16 protein-coding genes are annotated in these 17,320 nt (G+C 29.5%); 10 read left to right on the top strand and 6 right to left on the bottom strand.

Annotated elements, in window-relative coordinates; all coding sequences use genetic code 11:
* Positions 1-170: 170 nt before the first annotated feature.
* A complete protein-coding gene (locus IPK88_05725; protein ID MBK8242902.1) occupies positions 171-578 on the top strand; it encodes an Hsp20/alpha crystallin family protein in 408 nt (135 codons plus the stop codon).
* 18 nt (positions 579-596) lie between these two features.
* Positions 597-1,037: an Hsp20/alpha crystallin family protein gene (locus IPK88_05720; protein MBK8242901.1), complete on the top strand. Its 441-nt coding sequence runs from the start codon at positions 597-599 to the stop codon at positions 1,035-1,037.
* Between the two features lie 44 nt (positions 1,038-1,081).
* Here the strand turns inward: IPK88_05720 and IPK88_05715 are convergent, their stop codons facing one another.
* Positions 1,082-2,137 carry a quinone-dependent dihydroorotate dehydrogenase gene (locus IPK88_05715; protein MBK8242900.1) on the bottom strand — a complete coding sequence of 352 codons (1,056 nt, stop codon included), beginning with the start codon at positions 2,135-2,137 and terminating at the stop codon, positions 1,082-1,084.
* 17 nt (positions 2,138-2,154) lie between these two features.
* On the bottom strand, positions 2,155-2,787 hold the full coding sequence (locus IPK88_05710) for an MBL fold metallo-hydrolase (GenBank protein ID MBK8242899.1): 633 nt from the start codon (positions 2,785-2,787) through the stop codon (positions 2,155-2,157).
* A 37-nt stretch (positions 2,788-2,824) separates the two neighbouring features.
* Here IPK88_05710 and IPK88_05705 point away from each other — a divergent pair, with 37 nt between their 5' ends.
* Positions 2,825-6,040 (top strand): hypothetical protein, encoded by a 3,216-nt coding sequence (locus IPK88_05705; protein ID MBK8242898.1) that lies wholly within the window; start codon positions 2,825-2,827, stop codon positions 6,038-6,040.
* Between the two features lie 6 nt (positions 6,041-6,046).
* Here the strand turns inward: IPK88_05705 and IPK88_05700 are convergent, their stop codons facing one another.
* On the bottom strand, positions 6,047-6,775 hold the full coding sequence (locus IPK88_05700; GenBank protein MBK8242897.1) for a DUF4197 domain-containing protein: 729 nt from the start codon (positions 6,773-6,775) through the stop codon (positions 6,047-6,049).
* 195 nt (positions 6,776-6,970) lie between these two features.
* Here IPK88_05700 and mutY point away from each other — a divergent pair, with 195 nt between their 5' ends.
* The 4 genes from mutY to IPK88_05680 are packed head-to-tail and all read left to right on the top strand — an operon-like array spanning position 6,971 to position 10,591.
* On the top strand, positions 6,971-8,098 hold the full coding sequence (gene mutY / locus IPK88_05695) for an A/G-specific adenine glycosylase (protein ID MBK8242896.1): 1,128 nt from the start codon (positions 6,971-6,973) through the stop codon (positions 8,096-8,098).
* Entirely contained in the window at positions 8,091-8,525 is a 435-nt protein-coding gene (gene ssb / locus IPK88_05690; GenBank protein MBK8242895.1) for a single-stranded DNA-binding protein, read from the top strand. The genes mutY and ssb overlap by 8 nt, the downstream gene beginning before the upstream one ends.
* A 22-nt stretch (positions 8,526-8,547) precedes the next feature.
* Positions 8,548-9,948 carry a gliding motility-associated protein GldE gene (gldE, locus tag IPK88_05685; protein MBK8242894.1) on the top strand — a complete coding sequence of 467 codons (1,401 nt, stop codon included), beginning with the start codon at positions 8,548-8,550 and terminating at the stop codon, positions 9,946-9,948.
* A 37-nt stretch (positions 9,949-9,985) separates the two neighbouring features.
* Positions 9,986-10,591, top strand: a complete 606-nt coding sequence (locus IPK88_05680) for a hypothetical protein (GenBank protein ID MBK8242893.1) — start codon at positions 9,986-9,988, stop codon at positions 10,589-10,591.
* Positions 10,592-10,795: 204 nt separating this feature from the next.
* Here IPK88_05680 and recA read toward each other — a convergent pair whose 3' ends face one another.
* Positions 10,796-11,839, bottom strand: a complete 1,044-nt coding sequence (gene recA / locus IPK88_05675; protein ID MBK8242892.1) for a recombinase RecA — start codon at positions 11,837-11,839, stop codon at positions 10,796-10,798.
* Between the two features lie 243 nt (positions 11,840-12,082).
* Here recA and IPK88_05670 point away from each other — a divergent pair, with 243 nt between their 5' ends.
* Together IPK88_05670 and IPK88_05665 are read left to right on the top strand one after the other, a co-directional pair.
* Entirely contained in the window at positions 12,083-13,576 is a 1,494-nt protein-coding gene (locus IPK88_05670; GenBank protein MBK8242891.1) for a histidine ammonia-lyase, read from the top strand.
* Positions 13,573-14,700 (top strand): acyloxyacyl hydrolase, encoded by a 1,128-nt coding sequence (locus tag IPK88_05665; protein MBK8242890.1) that lies wholly within the window; start codon positions 13,573-13,575, stop codon positions 14,698-14,700. The genes IPK88_05670 and IPK88_05665 overlap by 4 nt, the downstream gene beginning before the upstream one ends.
* Before the next feature lie 94 nt (positions 14,701-14,794).
* Here the strand turns inward: IPK88_05665 and IPK88_05660 are convergent, their stop codons facing one another.
* Entirely contained in the window at positions 14,795-15,517 is a 723-nt protein-coding gene (locus IPK88_05660) for a DUF547 domain-containing protein (GenBank protein ID MBK8242889.1), read from the bottom strand.
* Between the two features lie 258 nt (positions 15,518-15,775).
* On the bottom strand, positions 15,776-16,882 hold the full coding sequence (locus IPK88_05655) for a BamA/TamA family outer membrane protein (protein ID MBK8242888.1): 1,107 nt from the start codon (positions 16,880-16,882) through the stop codon (positions 15,776-15,778).
* Positions 16,883-16,924: 42 nt separating this feature from the next.
* On the opposite strand from IPK88_05655, the gene IPK88_05650 reads away from it, so the two are divergent.
* Positions 16,925-17,257, top strand: a complete 333-nt coding sequence (locus tag IPK88_05650; GenBank protein ID MBK8242887.1) for a carboxymuconolactone decarboxylase family protein — start codon at positions 16,925-16,927, stop codon at positions 17,255-17,257.
* Positions 17,258-17,320: the final 63 nt, after the last annotated feature.

Genomic DNA, 17,320 nt, shown 5'->3' with positions numbered 1-17,320 from the left:
TTTTTTTTGCCTTAGCGCAACAGAACATGACATAATGACACATTTAGCTGATTAAATCATGACACAATGTCATTATTTAATGTAATTTCATGTCAGGATTTCTTAAAATTTGCATTGGTACGCAAATTGACTTAAGTTGTTTATTAAAAAACATTTAAAAATTAAATCTTATGTGGACCAATTCAAATATTCTAAACCGTACTCAAACAAACAGAAATAGGATGAATGAGTGTTATCCCGGACGAGTGAATCAAAGTCAAAAATTCAATTTCATTCCATTAAATGCTTACGAGTCAGAACAGTATTACACACTTGATTTTGCGCTTGCTGGATTCGTAAAATCTGAAATTTCTATTAAAATAGAAGATCAAGTTTTAAAAATTTTAGCAACACCGGCACAAACTTCAAATGAACTTGATAACGAAGGAAGAACTTCAAAACTGAATTCGTTACAACGAAATGTAATGATACCTTCAGACGCTATTACAGATTCAATTCAAGCAACATTAGAAAATGGCATTCTGAAAATTAAATTTTCTAAAAATCTAGAATTAAAAAAGGAAATCAATATTAAATAACTAAATAAAATTAAACTTATGAAACAGCATTCAGTATATTCTTTTTATCCAATCGCTCAACAAGTAGGTAGTGTTGTTGATGATTTATTAAGTAAAGGATTAAATGACTTTTTTGGAGGACAAATGATTCATAATACCATGCCTTCAGCAAACATTAGTGAAGACGACAAATCAATTGCTTTACAATTAGCTGCACCAGGACTTAACAAGCAAGATTTTAAAATTTTATTCGAAAAAGGTATCTTGACAGTAAGTGCTTCGAAAGAAGAATCTAAGTCAGAAATTGTTGAAAACATAACTCGTAAAGAATTTAATTATTCAACATTTAAAAGATCCTTTCAAATGCCAGATTATATCGATTCAGATCAATTTCAAGCATCTTATGAAAATGGCATTTTAAAAATTTCAGTTCCAAAGAAAATTGAGATTAAACAAGAAAAACAAATTGAAATTTTGTAGTTTGATTTATATCAGGGATTTGTTAAAGAAGGGATCTTGATATTTCAAGATCCCTTTTCATTTAATTCTTTATATGATAATTCACTTAGTGAATTTAATATTTTTTTTATGAACCATGGACCTTTATAAATCAGTCCACTATATATTTGAACAAGATCTGCACCATGATTAAACTTAAATATTACATCTGAAACAGATACAACTCCGCCAACAGAAATTATAGTAAATTGTTTGTTTTTATTTAGTTCTGTTAAAATTTTATTTGAAAGTTTTTGAACAGGTAATCCACTTAATCCCCCTTGTTCCCCTAAGATATCAATTTCTTTAAGTTCTGATGGTCGCTGGATTGTTGTATTGGTAGCAACTATACCATTAATTTTTGTTTTAATCACCACATCGATTATCTCTAATAAAGCCTGATTATTTAAATCTGGAGCAATTTTTAAATAAATGGGTTTTGGAAATGAATAAGATTTATTAAGTAATTGGATTTGACTTAATAATTCAAACAAAGGTTCTTTATCCTGAAGATTCCTTAAATTTGGTGTATTTGGTGAAGAAACATTAATCACAAAATAATCAACATAATGAAATAATTTTTCAAAACAAAATAAATAATCATTTATAGCTTCTGCATTGGGAGTATTTTTATTTTTTCCAATATTTCCTCCAATTATTACTTTTTTGTTGGTATTGAACTTTTTTAATCTCGAGATTAGAGCATCAACACCCTCATTATTAAAACCCATTCTATTAATAATTCCCAGATCTTTTATTAATCTAAAAAGCCTTGGTTTGTTATTTCCAGCTTGTGGCTTTGGAGTTACGGTTCCGACTTCAATAAAACCAAAACCTAAAGATGAAAGCAGGTGTAACCATTTTCCATCTTTATCAAAACCAGCAGCCAGACCAATTGGATTTTTATAAACAATTCCATCCACAGTCTTTTCTAAATGATTATTTCTGTGTGCAAATGATTTTTTAAGAAAATAAGATAATATGGGAATTTTGAGCGCAACAGCGAACAAATTCATAGATAAATAATGGGCGCGTTCAGGATTAAACAGAAAAAAAAACGATTTTAACAGCGACCAAAACATAACGAAAATATATTATATTATAAGAAAGGGTTGCACATTTTTTCTTGGCCAATAGTAGTAATTCCACCATGACCAGAATATACTTTAGTTGAATGGGGCAATATTAGTAATTTTTTTTGAATAGAAGAAATCAATGTCTTATGATCACCTCCAGGTAAATCAGTTCTACCAATGCTTCCTTCAAAAAGCACATCACCTGAGAATAACACCCCATGTTCTTTATTATAAAAACTTATACTTCCGGGACTGTGTCCTGGTGTAAATAATACTTCAAAATTCAAGTCAGCTAATGGATACTCTAGCTGTTCATCTATCCAGCCTCCTGGTTCTGGGTAGTTAAATACATTCATACCATACATTTGGGAAATTTGACCACCTGCAAGGTATACGGGTTTTTCAAATAAATTCATCCATGGTTGAAGTCCAAATTCTTTAAAAATAAATTCAAGACCAAAAATATGATCTATATGTGCATGAGTCAACACTACTTTTTCAAGTTGTAGTCCATTTTCAAGTATAAATTCTTTAAATGCATATTGTTCAGCCAGTGTATAGAAGCCAGGATCAATCACTATCGCCTTTTTTGAATCAGACCAAATTAAATAACTGTTTTCAGAAAAAGGATTGACTGTGAAACAATGAATTTCCATAATTCGTTATACTTTTATCTCATAAATAATATTTTCATTGAATCGTTCATTTTTATACCTTTTATTTATTGTTTTCTGGAGTCAGTCAAAAGTTACTGCTCAAAATGCTACGGAGATATTTGGAAAAAACAAAGTTCAATACAATGACGATCTGCAGGATTGGTGGGTCTATGAAACCAACAGTGTAATTTATTATTGGTATGGCAAAAGTAGGCAATTAGCCCAATTTTATATTGAGATAGCAGAACAAGAAAATACAAAGATTCAGACTTTATTTGAATATCATCTAAAGGAAAAAATTGAATTAGTCATTTATTCTGATCTTTCAGACTTATATCAAACCAATTTAGATCTTGATGCCTCATATACTTCGGAAAATTGGTCACAAGAACCAAAAGTTACAGGTCAAAAAATACTGTTGTATTTTGATGGAAATCATGAACATGCCATTAAACTATTACAAAAAGGATTGATTCAGATCTATTTTAATGCTTTATTTTCGGGAACCAATTTACAAGAAGTAGTACAAAAGGTAATTTCCTTAAAATTACCTTTATGGTTTGAAAAAGGATTAATAGATTATTTAGGAGACGGTTGGGAAGACAATGACCTTGAAGTGTTAGGTGAGACTTGGAATCAAAAACTTTCATTTAGAAAATATTCTGCAAAATATCCAAGCATTGCTGGTAAGTCCTTTTGGAGGTATTTAGTTTTAACCTATGGAGATCAAATTATTTCTAATTGGCTTTATATGATTAGAATTCAAAAAGATATTAGTCAATCCACTAGACTCGTTTTTCAATTAACCCTTCAAAATTTACAAGAAGATTGGAAGGACTATTATATAAGAGAGCTTCAAACGAATAAAAGCAATCAATCGATACCTACAATTAAAATCAAATTGAAGAAAGAGGAACAAATAATTAAAGTAGTTTTTAGTAAAATTGACAGTAATTTTTTATTAATAACCAATCAAAATGGTTGTAAAAGAATCAAAACATTAAATACCAGAAGCGGTAAAACTAAAACAATTTATAAGTATGGATATCGCAATAAAGTTACATTACCGGATTTTAATTATCCCATCTATTTTGAAAATCAAATTGATAAAAGTATAAATATTATAGATGAAAGGAGAAATAAACCATTTATTAAATCTTTTAATAAAAATTTAAATAAAAGCAAAAAACTTTATTTTCCTGAAGATATTGAAAGAATATATGATGCCATTTCTATGAATCAAGAAAGTATAATACTTTCGGCTACTAATAATGGGTTTTCAGATATATTTGAATACCAATTGAAATCAAGAACATATAAAAAATGGACAGATGACATTTATGATGATTTGGATTTGCATACCAAGGATAATATCAATTCAAAATTTTTATTTAAATCAAATAGAACAGATACCATTTCAAAAATAAATAAAATTGATAGTATTTTACCATTAGACCCATTTCAGTTATATAACTTTAATAATAAATTGAATTCTAAAATTGGAAATGAATTAAAAGTATTAAAAGACGCCACTCTAGAATCCTATTCATTTATTGATACAAATTATTATGTTCTTAAAGTTAATTTAAAACCTAATAATATATTTTATTTATATAACAATGGGAAGAAAATTGAAATGAATGTAAAACAGTTAGATTTAGTTGGTTTTAACACAATTCAAAATGAAATATTAAGAATTTATAAAAATACAAAAAACAAATATCAGTTTTCATTAATTGAACTGAAAGAATTAATACTTCAAAATAATCTAATAGAAGAGATTGACAGTCAAGAAAGCCTTCAACAAAATAGATCTGATGGAGAATTATATAAAACGGATAGTCTAGTAGAATCAACCAATATTCATTTTATTTCGAAATTTGGAGATCCTTTAAATGTTAAAAATATAGTTCAAGAATTTGAAAATAAAACAGTTAAACTCAAAAGAGATTTTCATAGAAATGATACGAAGGCTAATATTTACTCAGGGACATTAAATCAGTTTAATTCAAATCTATCAATTGCTTATAGAAATAAATTTCAAATTGAAGAAATATCATCGACATTGAATAATGATATACTTTTTGGTGGTTTGACAACATATTCAACTTTAAGTCAAAATTATTCCCCACCTCCTTTAGGAATTTTATTAAAAGCTAGAGTTAAAGAATTATTTGAAAATTATTTTATTGAAGTTGGAGTTCGAATTCCAACAAACCTTGTTGGCTCAGAAAGTTATGTAAAATTTGATTTCTTTAAGAAGAGATGGGACCATACAATGGCTTTTTATAGAAAAGTGGATCGAGAAATAGTTCCATCTTTAGGGATTTTGGATTGGCAATTAACAACTAAAACGCTGCTTGTTAATTATCAAATTAAGTATCCATGGGATATTTATAAGAGGTTTTCATTGAATACGACGATACGAAATGATCATGAATATTTAAAAGCCATTGATAAGGTAAGTTTAGATAGTGCGGGTCGGAATATACCTTTAATAGGTACCAGATTGGAATATGTATTTGATAACTCATTAGATCTTTCTTTGAATTTAAAACAAGGAACTCAATTTAAAATATTTTTTGAAACTGCTAAACGATTTCTAAAATCTGATGAACAATCTGGTAAATTTATACCATTTGATGGTTTATTAATGGTTTTGGGTTTTGATGCGAGATATCATGTTCCAATTTTAAAACATGCTACCTTTTCTAATCGGATTTTTTTTAATTCATCTTTTGGTAAAGATCGGATTTTGAGTAATGTTGGTGGTACTGAGAACTGGTTGTTGCCTAAATATAATTATGAATTTCAATCTAATGCAAACTCCAATTATGCTTATTCACAATTAGTTACAGAAGTACGTGGTCATCCTTTAGGAGCAAGAAAGGGAAGTTCCTCTTTGGTTTGGTCTTCTGAATTTAGATTTCCAATTATCCAGTATCTTCTAACTCAAAATGTTAAAAAGAGTTTTCTAAGAAATTTAATAATCGTTGGTTTTTTTGATAGTGGTCTATCTTGGAATGGATTTATTCCTAATATAGCAGAGGCTCAAAAATTTGTTTATCATAATGAAAACCCCGCAGTTATAGTTGATGTAATTATTAATAGAAACCCAATCATTTCCGGAACAGGAATTGGTATAAGGTCATCTTTATTAGGATATTATTTTCGATTTGATTATGGGTGGCCAATAGATTTAAAGGGATTTCATAAACCGTTACCTCATTTTTCTCTTGGACTTGATTTTTGAAAAATTTTATTTGTCTTGTTTTGAGAATACTCGTTTGAGTAAATCTGATGTCCTTGAAGCAAAATTATGTCTAATATTTAATTCTTCTTCCGCTATTTTCTTAAATAAACCCTCAAGTGCTTTGTTAGTAATATGATCTGATATATCAGGATTCATTTGCTTAACCAGTGGAATTTTATTATATTTCGAAACAGCTGAAGACCAATAATCTAATGCTCCAAATTTATTCAACGATTCCACTATTACAGGTTTAAATTCATTGTATAAAGGTTGATTGGTATTTTTAATTAAATATTCAGTAGCTGCATTATCTTGTCCTTTAAGGATATTCCAAGCATCTTTGATGGTCATTTGTTTTATGGCTGATAGAAAAATTGGTTTTGCTTTTATAGCAGCATCTTCAGCAGCTGAATTAATTTTTTCTATTAAGGTAACTTCAACTTTCTCAAAACCAGGGACTATACTCAATTTGTCCATGATCATTTTGGCATCAGGCGGCAGTAAAATTTTATATGCACTATTTAAGTAACCACCTTTTGCTGATAATTGATCTGATCCTGCTGAAGTGCCCTTATTTAAAGCTTCTTTAAGACCTAATGCTACTTCATCTGTACTTAATTCATCTAAGTCTACAGCTTTTTTTACATCCTTTAATATCTTTCCAAATTGACCTGAGCTACATGAGGTAGATAAAAATGTGATTAGACAAACCCAGATTAACGTTAAATTTTTCATTTTTTTCTTTTATAGCTGTAAATGTATTAAATGGCGTTCAATTCATTAGTTAAAATTTTGTGAAGTTTTATTTGTTTTAGCGTTTGAAAATGTCAAATTTATTAATAAGAGGTCAATACAACATGCTTTTAATAGTGATAAATTAAATTTAAAATACATTTAAAATGCCTAGATCTTAAATTAAATTTAATCAATTTGTCATTCCATTTGTGCAAAGTCCTATTACATTTGGGTGTGATTACATACAAAACATTTAGGAAAAAGTTATTCAATTGGTGTGAAGAAAACCCAAGACTTATGCCATGGGTAAATGAACAGGATATATATAAAATTTGGATTTCAGAAATTATTCTTCAGCAAACACGGTCTGAACAGGCTCAACCCTATTATGAAAAAATAATTAAAAATTACCCGGATGTCCACGCATTAGCTTCAGCAACTCAAAATGAACTTTTTAAAGTTTGGGAAGGACTGGGATATTATAGAAGAGCAGTTAATTTGCATATTACAGCACAATATATAGTTTCTAATTTAAATGGGAATTTTCCTAAATCATATGATCAAATTTTAGGGTTAAAAGGTGTTGGTCCATATACGGCTGCTGCAATAGCATCTTTTGGATATAACTTACCATATGCAGTTCTAGATGGAAATGTTATCCGTGTGCTATCTAGAATTTTTGGAATCGAACAAGATCCTAAAACAACCAATGGTAAAAGAATTTTGCAAGAATACGCAGATAAATGTTTAGATAAATTGAATCCAAGTAAGTATAATCAGGCAATTATGAATTTTGGGGCCATTTGGTGTACTCCAAAAACCCCAAAATGTGGTCTTTGCCCTTTCTACGAAACATGTATTGCCTTTCAAGAAAACTTAATCACCTTATTACCCTATAAAGCTAAAAAAGCCAAACTGAAAAAACGATTTTTTCATTATTTGCTCCCAGTATTTAATAATTCGGAAACGCCTATTAGACAAAGAAAAGAAAAGGATATTTGGAATGGTTTATATGAATTTATTCTACTAGAGACGAAAAGCCCAAAAGTATTATCAAAAGATCGAATTATTAAACATACTAACTTACAGCAAATTCCAATTACTTCAGTTAATGGTATTGAGGTTTATGAAACAAATCAAAAATTAACTCACCAATCAATTCATGTTAAATTTTATTTATATAAAGTTGACAAACAATTAAAAATAAAAAAAACTGACCAATTTATAGTGTTAAATAGCGAAAACTTAATGAATTTTGCTTTTCCTCGAGTAATTCGAGTATTTTTAAACCAAATTGCTAATAAAACCAGTCTAAATGCTTAATAGAGTTACTTTAATCGGGAATTTAGGCAAAGATCCTGAAATTCGGACTACAGAAAGTGGAGTGACCAGGGCAAATTTCACATTAGCTACCAATGAAAATTATAAGGATAGAAATGGAAATTGGCAAAAAAGTACGGAATGGCATGATCTTGTAATGTGGCGGAGTATGGCAGATCGGGCAAAGGTTTTAAGAAAAGGTATGTTAGTTTATGTTGAAGGAAAGTTAACCCATAGAAAATGGCAGGATAAAGAGGGCAAAGATCATTACCTTGCGGAAGTAACAGTTGAAATGTTAAGAATATTGGAAAAGAAAGAACATTGGAGTACAAATCTTTCAAATGGGGCATCTGACCAAGCTAGTGATCCTAAGAAAGAAGAAACCACTCATCTCGATGATGTCAACCTTGATGATCAAGTAACATTTTAATTGTATTAAAAATAACTAACATTTGGAAGCTGATCCCGCACAATTTATAGTAAGTTCAATAATTTGTATATTTAATTTAATGTCACTCACTGATTTATTTAACCTGGTCCTATTATTTGTATTTCTATTAGGGGCAGGTTTATTTTCTGGGGCTGAAGTAGCCATGTTTTCATTGAGTCCTGCTGATTTAGAAGATATCAAGGAAGAAAAAACAGAATCTTCTAAAATGTTGATTTATCATAAGAATCATCCTCGAAAGCTTCTTGCATTATTATTGATTTGTAACACATTCGTAAATATTGGAACTGCCCTGGTTGTTGAACAACTTTTGGAACATTTTTTACCCATGTCATCATATACGAATATTGCTATGTGGTGTGTAGAAACATTTGGTTTAAATTCTATTTCTGTTGATCAAATTATTAATTTCTTCTATTTTTTAGTAGCTGTAGTTGGAGCGACATCACTTATTTTACTTTTTGGTGAAGTAACTCCCAAAATATATGCTCAGTTAAATAATAGAAAATTGGCACTTTGGATGGCTATTCCGTTGCGTTTTGTTGATATCATTTTAAAGCCTTTGACATTTGTTCTTGTCGGGATGACCAATAAAGTTGAAAAGAGATTACTAGAAAGGAGAGTTGGGATGAATACTTCTTCAAAAGAAGAATTGGATGCAGCTATTGATCTGGCGGTCAGCCAAGATATAGGATCTTTAAGGCAAGTTGATATGTTGAAGGGAATTATCAAATTTAATGATGTTTCAACAACTCAAGTAATGACTTCAAGAACAGAAGTCTATGCAGCTGCATTTAATGATAATTATTTTCAAGTTCTAGATTTAGTCAAGGAATGTGGATTTTCAAGATTACCTGTATATCATGATGATATTGATCATGTAACTGGAATTTTATATGCTAAAGATTTGATTGCACATTTAGATAAAGATAAAGATTTTGAGTGGCAACAATTAATTCGAACAAATTTATTTTATGTCCCAGAATCAAGAAAGATTCATGATTTATTAAATGACTTTCAGGTTAAAAAAGTACATCTCGCAATAGTTGTTGACGAGTATGGCGGAACAAGTGGTATAGTAACCTTAGAGGATATTATGGAGGAAATTGTTGGTGAAATTCAAGACGAATTTGATGATCAGCATGAATTAAATTTTACACGATTAGATAGTCACAATTTTCTATTCGATGGAAAAACTTTGATTAATGATATGTGCCGTGTTTTAGGTATTGATGCCTACGTTTTTGATGCTGTAAGAGGATCTGCAGATTCAATTGCTGGATTAGTATTAGAACAGACTAATGAAATGCCAAAGGCAGACCAAGAGATAACTATTGTAAACTTTAAATTCAAAGTAATTAGCGTTAATAAACGAAGAATAGAACAAATTAAAGTTACTATTTAAGTTATTTTTTTACCACACCAGATTAATAAATCATAAGTTGAGCATTAGAGATTATAAAATCAATAAAATAATATGGATTATTCTGATTGTTCTAAATATTAATTGTAAAGAACAAATCAATACGCCAAAACCTAGAATGTATCCATTTATTGACTTTCCTGAAAAATCATACATACATTTCAGTCAAGAATCTTGCCCTTTTAACTTTAATTTTCCAAAGTACTCCAGTATTGAGAAGGATACTACTTTTTTTGATGAAATGGCAAAAAGTGACTGTTGGTTTAATATAGTATTTGAAAGTTTTAATGGTAAAATTCACTGTTCGTACTTTCCTATTCAGGATAACAAACAATTAAAAAAATATATTGATGACGCCTACAAATTAATGAAGGAACACCAGCACAAGGCAGACTTTATCGATGAATTACCCATTCATAAACCCAATCATGTTTCCGGAATGTTATTCAACATTGAAGGAGCTGCAGCCTCTCCTTTCCAATTCTATTTAACAGATTCTATACATCACTTCTTAAGAGGATCTTTATATTTTAATGCGCAGACTAAACCAGATTCTATGGCTCCAATATTTCAATTTGTAAAAAAAGATATCATTGAATTAATAAATACTTTCGAGTGGAAATAAAAATAGCGAGATATTGGTCATCTCGCTATAAAGATATATTAATAGGATAAGAAAAACTTCAATTAACTTTATTTATAAATAAAAATTCGTTATCATTTTATCTAAGTATTGGTTAAATAGCAAAAATCATTTGTAAAACAAAATCTAAATAAAATTAATTAAATATATTAAAACATTCATTCTGGGAAAAAATATAATTTTGTATTAATCTTCTCCAACTGCAGTTTCCACTTTAATTAATTTACCCGAAGCAAGTTTTAGTTTTATTTTTTCTTCAATTTCTTTAGCTACCTCAGGATTATCTAACATAAATTGTTTAGCAGCATCTCTTCCTTGAGCTACTTTAGTACTTTCATAAGCGTACCAACTACCGCTTTTAGTTAATACATTAAGGTCAGCTCCTAAATCTACGATTTCACCTGCCTTACTGATCCCATGTCCATATTCAATATCAAATTCAGCTACCCGAAATGGTGGAGAAAGTTTATTTTTTACAACCTTAACTTTTACACGATTTCCTGTTACTTGACCATCCTTGTCTTTTATTGCTGAACCACTTCGTCTAATATCTAAACGTATTGAGGCATAAAATTTGAGTGCATTTCCTCCTGTAGTAGTTTCAGGATTACCAAACATTACACCGATTTTTTCTCTGAGTTGATTAATGAAAATACAACAACAACCCGTCTTCCCAATTGTACCGGTCAGTTTACGTAAGGCCTGTGACATTAATCGAGCTTGTAAGCCCATTTTGGAATCACCCATTTCTCCTTCAATTTCACTTCTTGGAACTAAAGCAGCCACCGAATCTATAACAATAATATCGATTGCTCCTGATCTGATTAAGTTTTCAGTAATTTCTAATGCCTGCTCACCATTATCAGGTTGAGAAATGAGTAGGTTTTCAGTATCAACTCCTAAACCTTCAGCATAAGCTCGATCAAAAGCATGTTCTGCATCAATAAAAGCTGCAATACCGCCTTTTTTCTGACATTCAGCAATGGCATGAATGGCCAATGTAGTTTTACCAGAGCTTTCCGGGCCATAAATTTCTACAACTCTTCCTTTAGGAAATCCACCTATTCCTAACGCCATGTCTAAACTGATAGATCCGGTTGAAATACTATCAACTTCGTCTAAAACAGGTTTATCACCAAGCTTCATAATGGAACCTTTACCATAGGTTTTCTCTAATCGATCAACGGTCAATTGGAGGGCTTTTAATTTTTCATCGCGTTCTTTTGACATATATGTTTTTTTTATATAAATGCAAATGTAATATGAAAATTTATTAAATTATTAAATGTTTCAACTGTCAATAAAAAAATTATTGAAAAAGTAAGAAAAACAGCTAAAATTTAAGGATAAAAATCTTATTTTAGGATTCCAAAATTGGTAGAAAATCAAACAGATAACTTTAATTTTTAATAAAAGTTTATTTATGATAGGATTTTAGCTTAAGTCAATGGGTAATACAATTATATTTACACCATGAAATCTATTTATGTAATCGAAGACAAGGATTTAGGCTTTGAAGCTTTAATTCACATATGGCAAAATGAACCAAAGATTGCATTATCAAATGCATTAATAGAAAAAGTTACTTTAGGACGTAAACATTTAGAACAAATATTAGCTACAAATGAACAAGCAATATATGGAATTAATACTGGTTTCGGTTCTTTATGTAATACAGTAATTCCAGAAAAACAATTGGATTTATTGCAAATTAATCTTATAAGATCACATGCTTGTGGTAGTAGTAAGTTAAGATCTATTCAGAGTTCCAGATTGATATTATTATTAAAAATAATTAGTTTATCAAAGGGTAATTCCTGTGTTAGAATTGAAATTGTACAGTTCCTAATTTGGTTGTATAATGAAAACATCATTCCATGTATTCCTGAGATGGGATCTCTTGGTGCTTCAGGAGATTTAGCGCCCTTAGCTCATATGAGTTTACCTATAATTGGTGAAGGAGAAGTTTGGTATCAAGGAGTTATAACGCCAACATTTGAATTGGTCCTTAATCATGTTATTACTTTACCAGGATTAAAGGCAAAGGAGGGATTGGCATTGCTTAATGGAACCCAATATTCATTAAGTCTATTGTTGGAATCTTGCTTTAAAGCTAAAATGATTTATACACAATCAAATTTAATTGCTGCATTATCCATGGAAGCTTTTAATGCTTCAACAGATTTTTTAAATCCAGAATTAAATCAGATTAGAAGACAATTAGGTCAAATCGAAACAGCTAAAAGTATTTCGGAAATTTTGAAGGGAAGTGAATTATATACTAGAACAAGATCCACCGTACAGGATCCGTATAGTTTTAGATGTATTCCACAAGTACATGGTGCAAGTTTGGATGTCATACTATATTGTATCGATATTATAAATCGTGAAATAAATTCAGTAACTGATAATCCTGTGTTGATCGAAGATAAACTTATATTATCTGGCGGAAATTTTCATGCCCAACCATTGGGATTTGCTTCAGATTTTTTAGGAATTGCAATAGCCGAATTGGGAAATATTTCTGAAAGAAGAATTTATCAATTGATATCAGGAAGTAGAGATTTACCTGAATTTTTGACAAATAACCCTGGATTAAATTCGGGTTATATGATTGTACAATATGCCGCAGCAGGATATGTTAGTATTAATAAGCAATTTGCATCACCATCTTCAGTTGATTCAATAGTAACCAGCAAAGGGCAAGAAGATCATGTAAGTATGGCAGCAAATGCCGGATTAAAATGTGAAATGATTGCAAAAAATGTACAATTTGTTATGGCAATGGAATGGATGACTGCAGTAAGAGCTTGGTCATTTAGAACGAATTGGAAATTAAATACTTTGCTGAACGACAAGGTAGTTCAATATTTGGAACAAGTTCCTTTAATAGAAGATGATCATATTCCATCACTTCAATATGATACCACTATTGAATTTTTAGAATATAAATGCAGTCAGGTTTGAGAATTTTATTTTTTATTTGGTTTTTACTTACAGCCATTTGTGTAAAAAGTCAAAACAATATTAAAACATATCAGTTAGCATTTCAAAGTGCTAAATTGATACACCATACTAAAAAATTTGCTTTTGAATCTAATGGTTATTCTCTTTTTCTTGATGCAAAAATATGTGCTCAAACAAATGGAAAAAAAGCATGGCAACAATATTATGGATACCCAAGATATGGCATTAATCTAGTGTTTCATGATTTAGGAAAGCCTTCAATTTTATTAGGAAATGCAATTGGGATATATCCATTTTTTGATTTTGGATTTTTGCATAGGAGAAAAAGTTCTTGTCGTTTTGTAATTGGAAGTGGTGCAACATATGTCTTCAAACCATATAATATTAAAACAAACGTAGCGCAAAATGCTATAGGAACACATTGGAACAACTCTGCAACTTTTCAATTAAAGTATGAATATAATATTTATCGGAAAATAAATTTGTTTTTTGGAGTTGGATTAAGTCACATTTCAAATGGCGGATATGCTTATCCAAATTTAGGATTAAATTATTATAGCATCATTGCTGGATTGGGTTATAATTCAAATTATGCAAGAATTAAAACATTATATAATAAGCATTCTCAATCAAAATGGTCTTTAAGTTTAATATATGGAATTGCATATCGTGAAATTAAAGTAGTGGGTGGTCCAAAATATCCTGTTAGAATTTTTAGTCTTGAACCTGCTTATCATTATAATAATTTTAAATCCATTCGAAGTGGGATTGAAGTTGAGTATCATTTTGTTTCGGCATATTTTGCAGCTCATACTGAATTGGCCAATGATATTAATTCTGCTTTTAAAGCCGGATTAAGATTACAAGGATTTGTCGGTCATGAATGGTTGATTGGACCTGTTTCCATAGAATTACGAATTGGATATCAGTTTCTGAAGAGTTCCATTTATGCAGGATATCCACTTTATAATAAATTTGTAATTCAATATCATTTACCGATTACAATTGCTAAATATTTTAAAGTTCAAACTGGAATTGCATTAAAAACACAATATGGCGTAGCGGAATACATAAGTATTAATTCAGGAATTAGATTAAAAAACTATAGTTTAATAAAGACTTAACCTCATTTAATAGTAGGGAACCCCATATTATTTTCAAATAAAACACCTTTTATTTTTTGTGATTGGTATCAGTTTGATAGTTATTGTGTGCCCTTTAATCATTAAGATTCCAATCATAGGACATATAATTTTTTTTAGTATTCTCATTAATTTTAATAAGTGAATATTTATTAATGAAAGCATTAACACCACCCATTTTTTTGAAATCACCACTATACCATTTGAAAATCATTGAAATTTCAGCTTCTTTTGGGTTGATGTCATTTCTTGTAGAATCTTTTAGAAAGTTGCGACACTGATCATCTAATTGGATATCTAAGTTTTGTTCTGTATAAGCTTCATTTCTTAAAACTGGACAAGATCTAGAGGCACATACTAAAGCCATATGTATTCTTGGATCATCAAACTTCCTTCGTAAAATATGATGTTCAATATAATTTAAATCCTTGTTTTCTCCTTTGATTTTAATAAATTTAATGTCCCAGGTTGAATTCACAAAGGGAATTTTTCCTCCTATTTCTTTAATTCCTTTAACAGGATAATTCATTAGAATAAGTTTTACTGTATATGCATTGTATGCATTAATCCAATAAGCTAGCAGTCTATTTTTGGCCCAATCTTCTTGCGGAGGGTTCTTTTCTAAATTAGAAAGATAATAATTTAATTTAGTGCTGTCATTCAGGAATGTCTTATAACTAACTTGTCCATTATTAGATACGTGTTTTTTTAATAATTCTGTCCATTCATTATGAGATAGCTGACAATATGAAACGCTAGAAGTAAGTGTTAATATGATAAAAATTAGTAATTTATTCATTTAATATTGTTTGTTTTATTATATACGATATCTTGTATAATTTAGATTTAAATATGACAACATTTAATAGATACAATATTAGTAATTAATCATTGCTAAAATAAAACGATTAAACGTGGTTTTAATTATTTATAATATAGTATATTTTTTTTAACTTAAATTAAATGTAAGCATATAGTATTATATATTTCATGTTTTTTTGAAGAAAATTTTTGTTTTTATAGAATGTGATAGTTTTAAAACAACTAAATAGTGCTTTTAAAATGCTTCACCTAATGTGAGATAAAATCCATTGCTGTTTTTTCCAAATCCATAATCTAATCTTAAATTGTATTTTTGTTTTTGGTCAAGAACGATTCTCAATCCCACACCAAAATTAGGATAAATGTATTTAAGTTTCAATTCATCATAATTGGGACTAATTTCTCCAATTCCCCAGAATGCAACCATTCCAAGATATTTGTTTAATTTTTGTCTAAGTTCAAATTGAAGTATTAATAACATTTTATCACGATATCGACCATCAATATATCCTCTAAGTTTTTTGGGTCCCCCGATGGTAGGTAATTGATGAAAAGGAACATCTCCAAAACTAATTTGATGTATAATATTTGTTGCAAATATTAAATTCTTTTTTAAATTCATATATTGAGAAAAGTCAATAGATACTTTTGAAAAATGGTAGTCGCTTGCAAGTCTTGTATTTTCTGTGTATACATAGGATTCAAACAGAATACCTTTTGATGGATAAAGGGGTATATCACGTGAATCAAAGTTATAAATAATTCCAAGATTTGAGCTGGTTCCAGAGATTGAACCTAAAATTGAATGAGCTATAAGTTGCCCTGAAGTATCATATTTTAAATATTTGAATTGATCTCTTGAGAAACGCATACCAAGGTAATGGTTTTTCATCAATTTTATTAATGGTGCAATCCGAATTCTTGGAAACTGGACACTATATTTTTCTTCCAATAATATAGGTGAATTATTTCCTATTCCATAAAACGAATAAATATAATTGTAAAATCCAAGTTCACCATAAATCCATACTTTTCTATTTAATACATACAATTGATACGGAATATAAACCGATAATTGTTTATTTTGTGTGTAGGCAAAACCAAAGCTTATATTTGAATACCGAGCATTTAGCGTATCTGATTTAAAATTAAATGAAAAGACTCCAGCAGCTCCAAACCCCCATCTGGTGTCAGGAGTATAATAAATAACAGGTAAAGCAATTAGTTTTTTTCTTTTTAATGTTGAATCAATGGTAATTGATGAATAGGCGAAATGAATACTTATTAAATAAAATATTAGTATAATTGGTATCCTATAGTAAGAATGGAGAACAAATTCCATTTATATTTGTCTTAATTATTATTTTTAAACAAATTCAATATCATGAATACTTATTATAATCCCGAGGATTTAAAAAAATTTGGTAAAATTGGCGAATTTCAGCCAAATCTTGCAAATAAGTTTTTTGAATATTACAATGATGTATTTAAAGAAGGAGCTTTAACGGTTCGTGAGAAAAGTTTAATTGCCTTAGCTGTGGCACATGCTATACAATGTCCATATTGTATTGATGCATATAGTGTGGATACTTTAGAAAAGGGATGTGATGAAGCGCAAGTCATGGAAGCAGTCCATGTAGCTGCGGCGATAAGAGGTGGAGCATCTTTGGTTCATAGTGTTCAGATGATGAATAAGGTTAAAGAACTTTCAATGTAATTATAAGTGCAAGAGAATACTAAATCTTTAAAAGGCAGGCACAGTACTTATTCAGATTCATTT

The organism is Candidatus Defluviibacterium haderslevense (genome assembly GCA_016712225.1).
Taxonomy (GTDB): domain Bacteria; phylum Bacteroidota; class Bacteroidia; order Chitinophagales; family Saprospiraceae; genus Vicinibacter; species Vicinibacter haderslevensis.
Note: the sequence above shows the minus strand (reverse complement) of the source record. Positions and strands in the feature narration are given on the sequence as shown.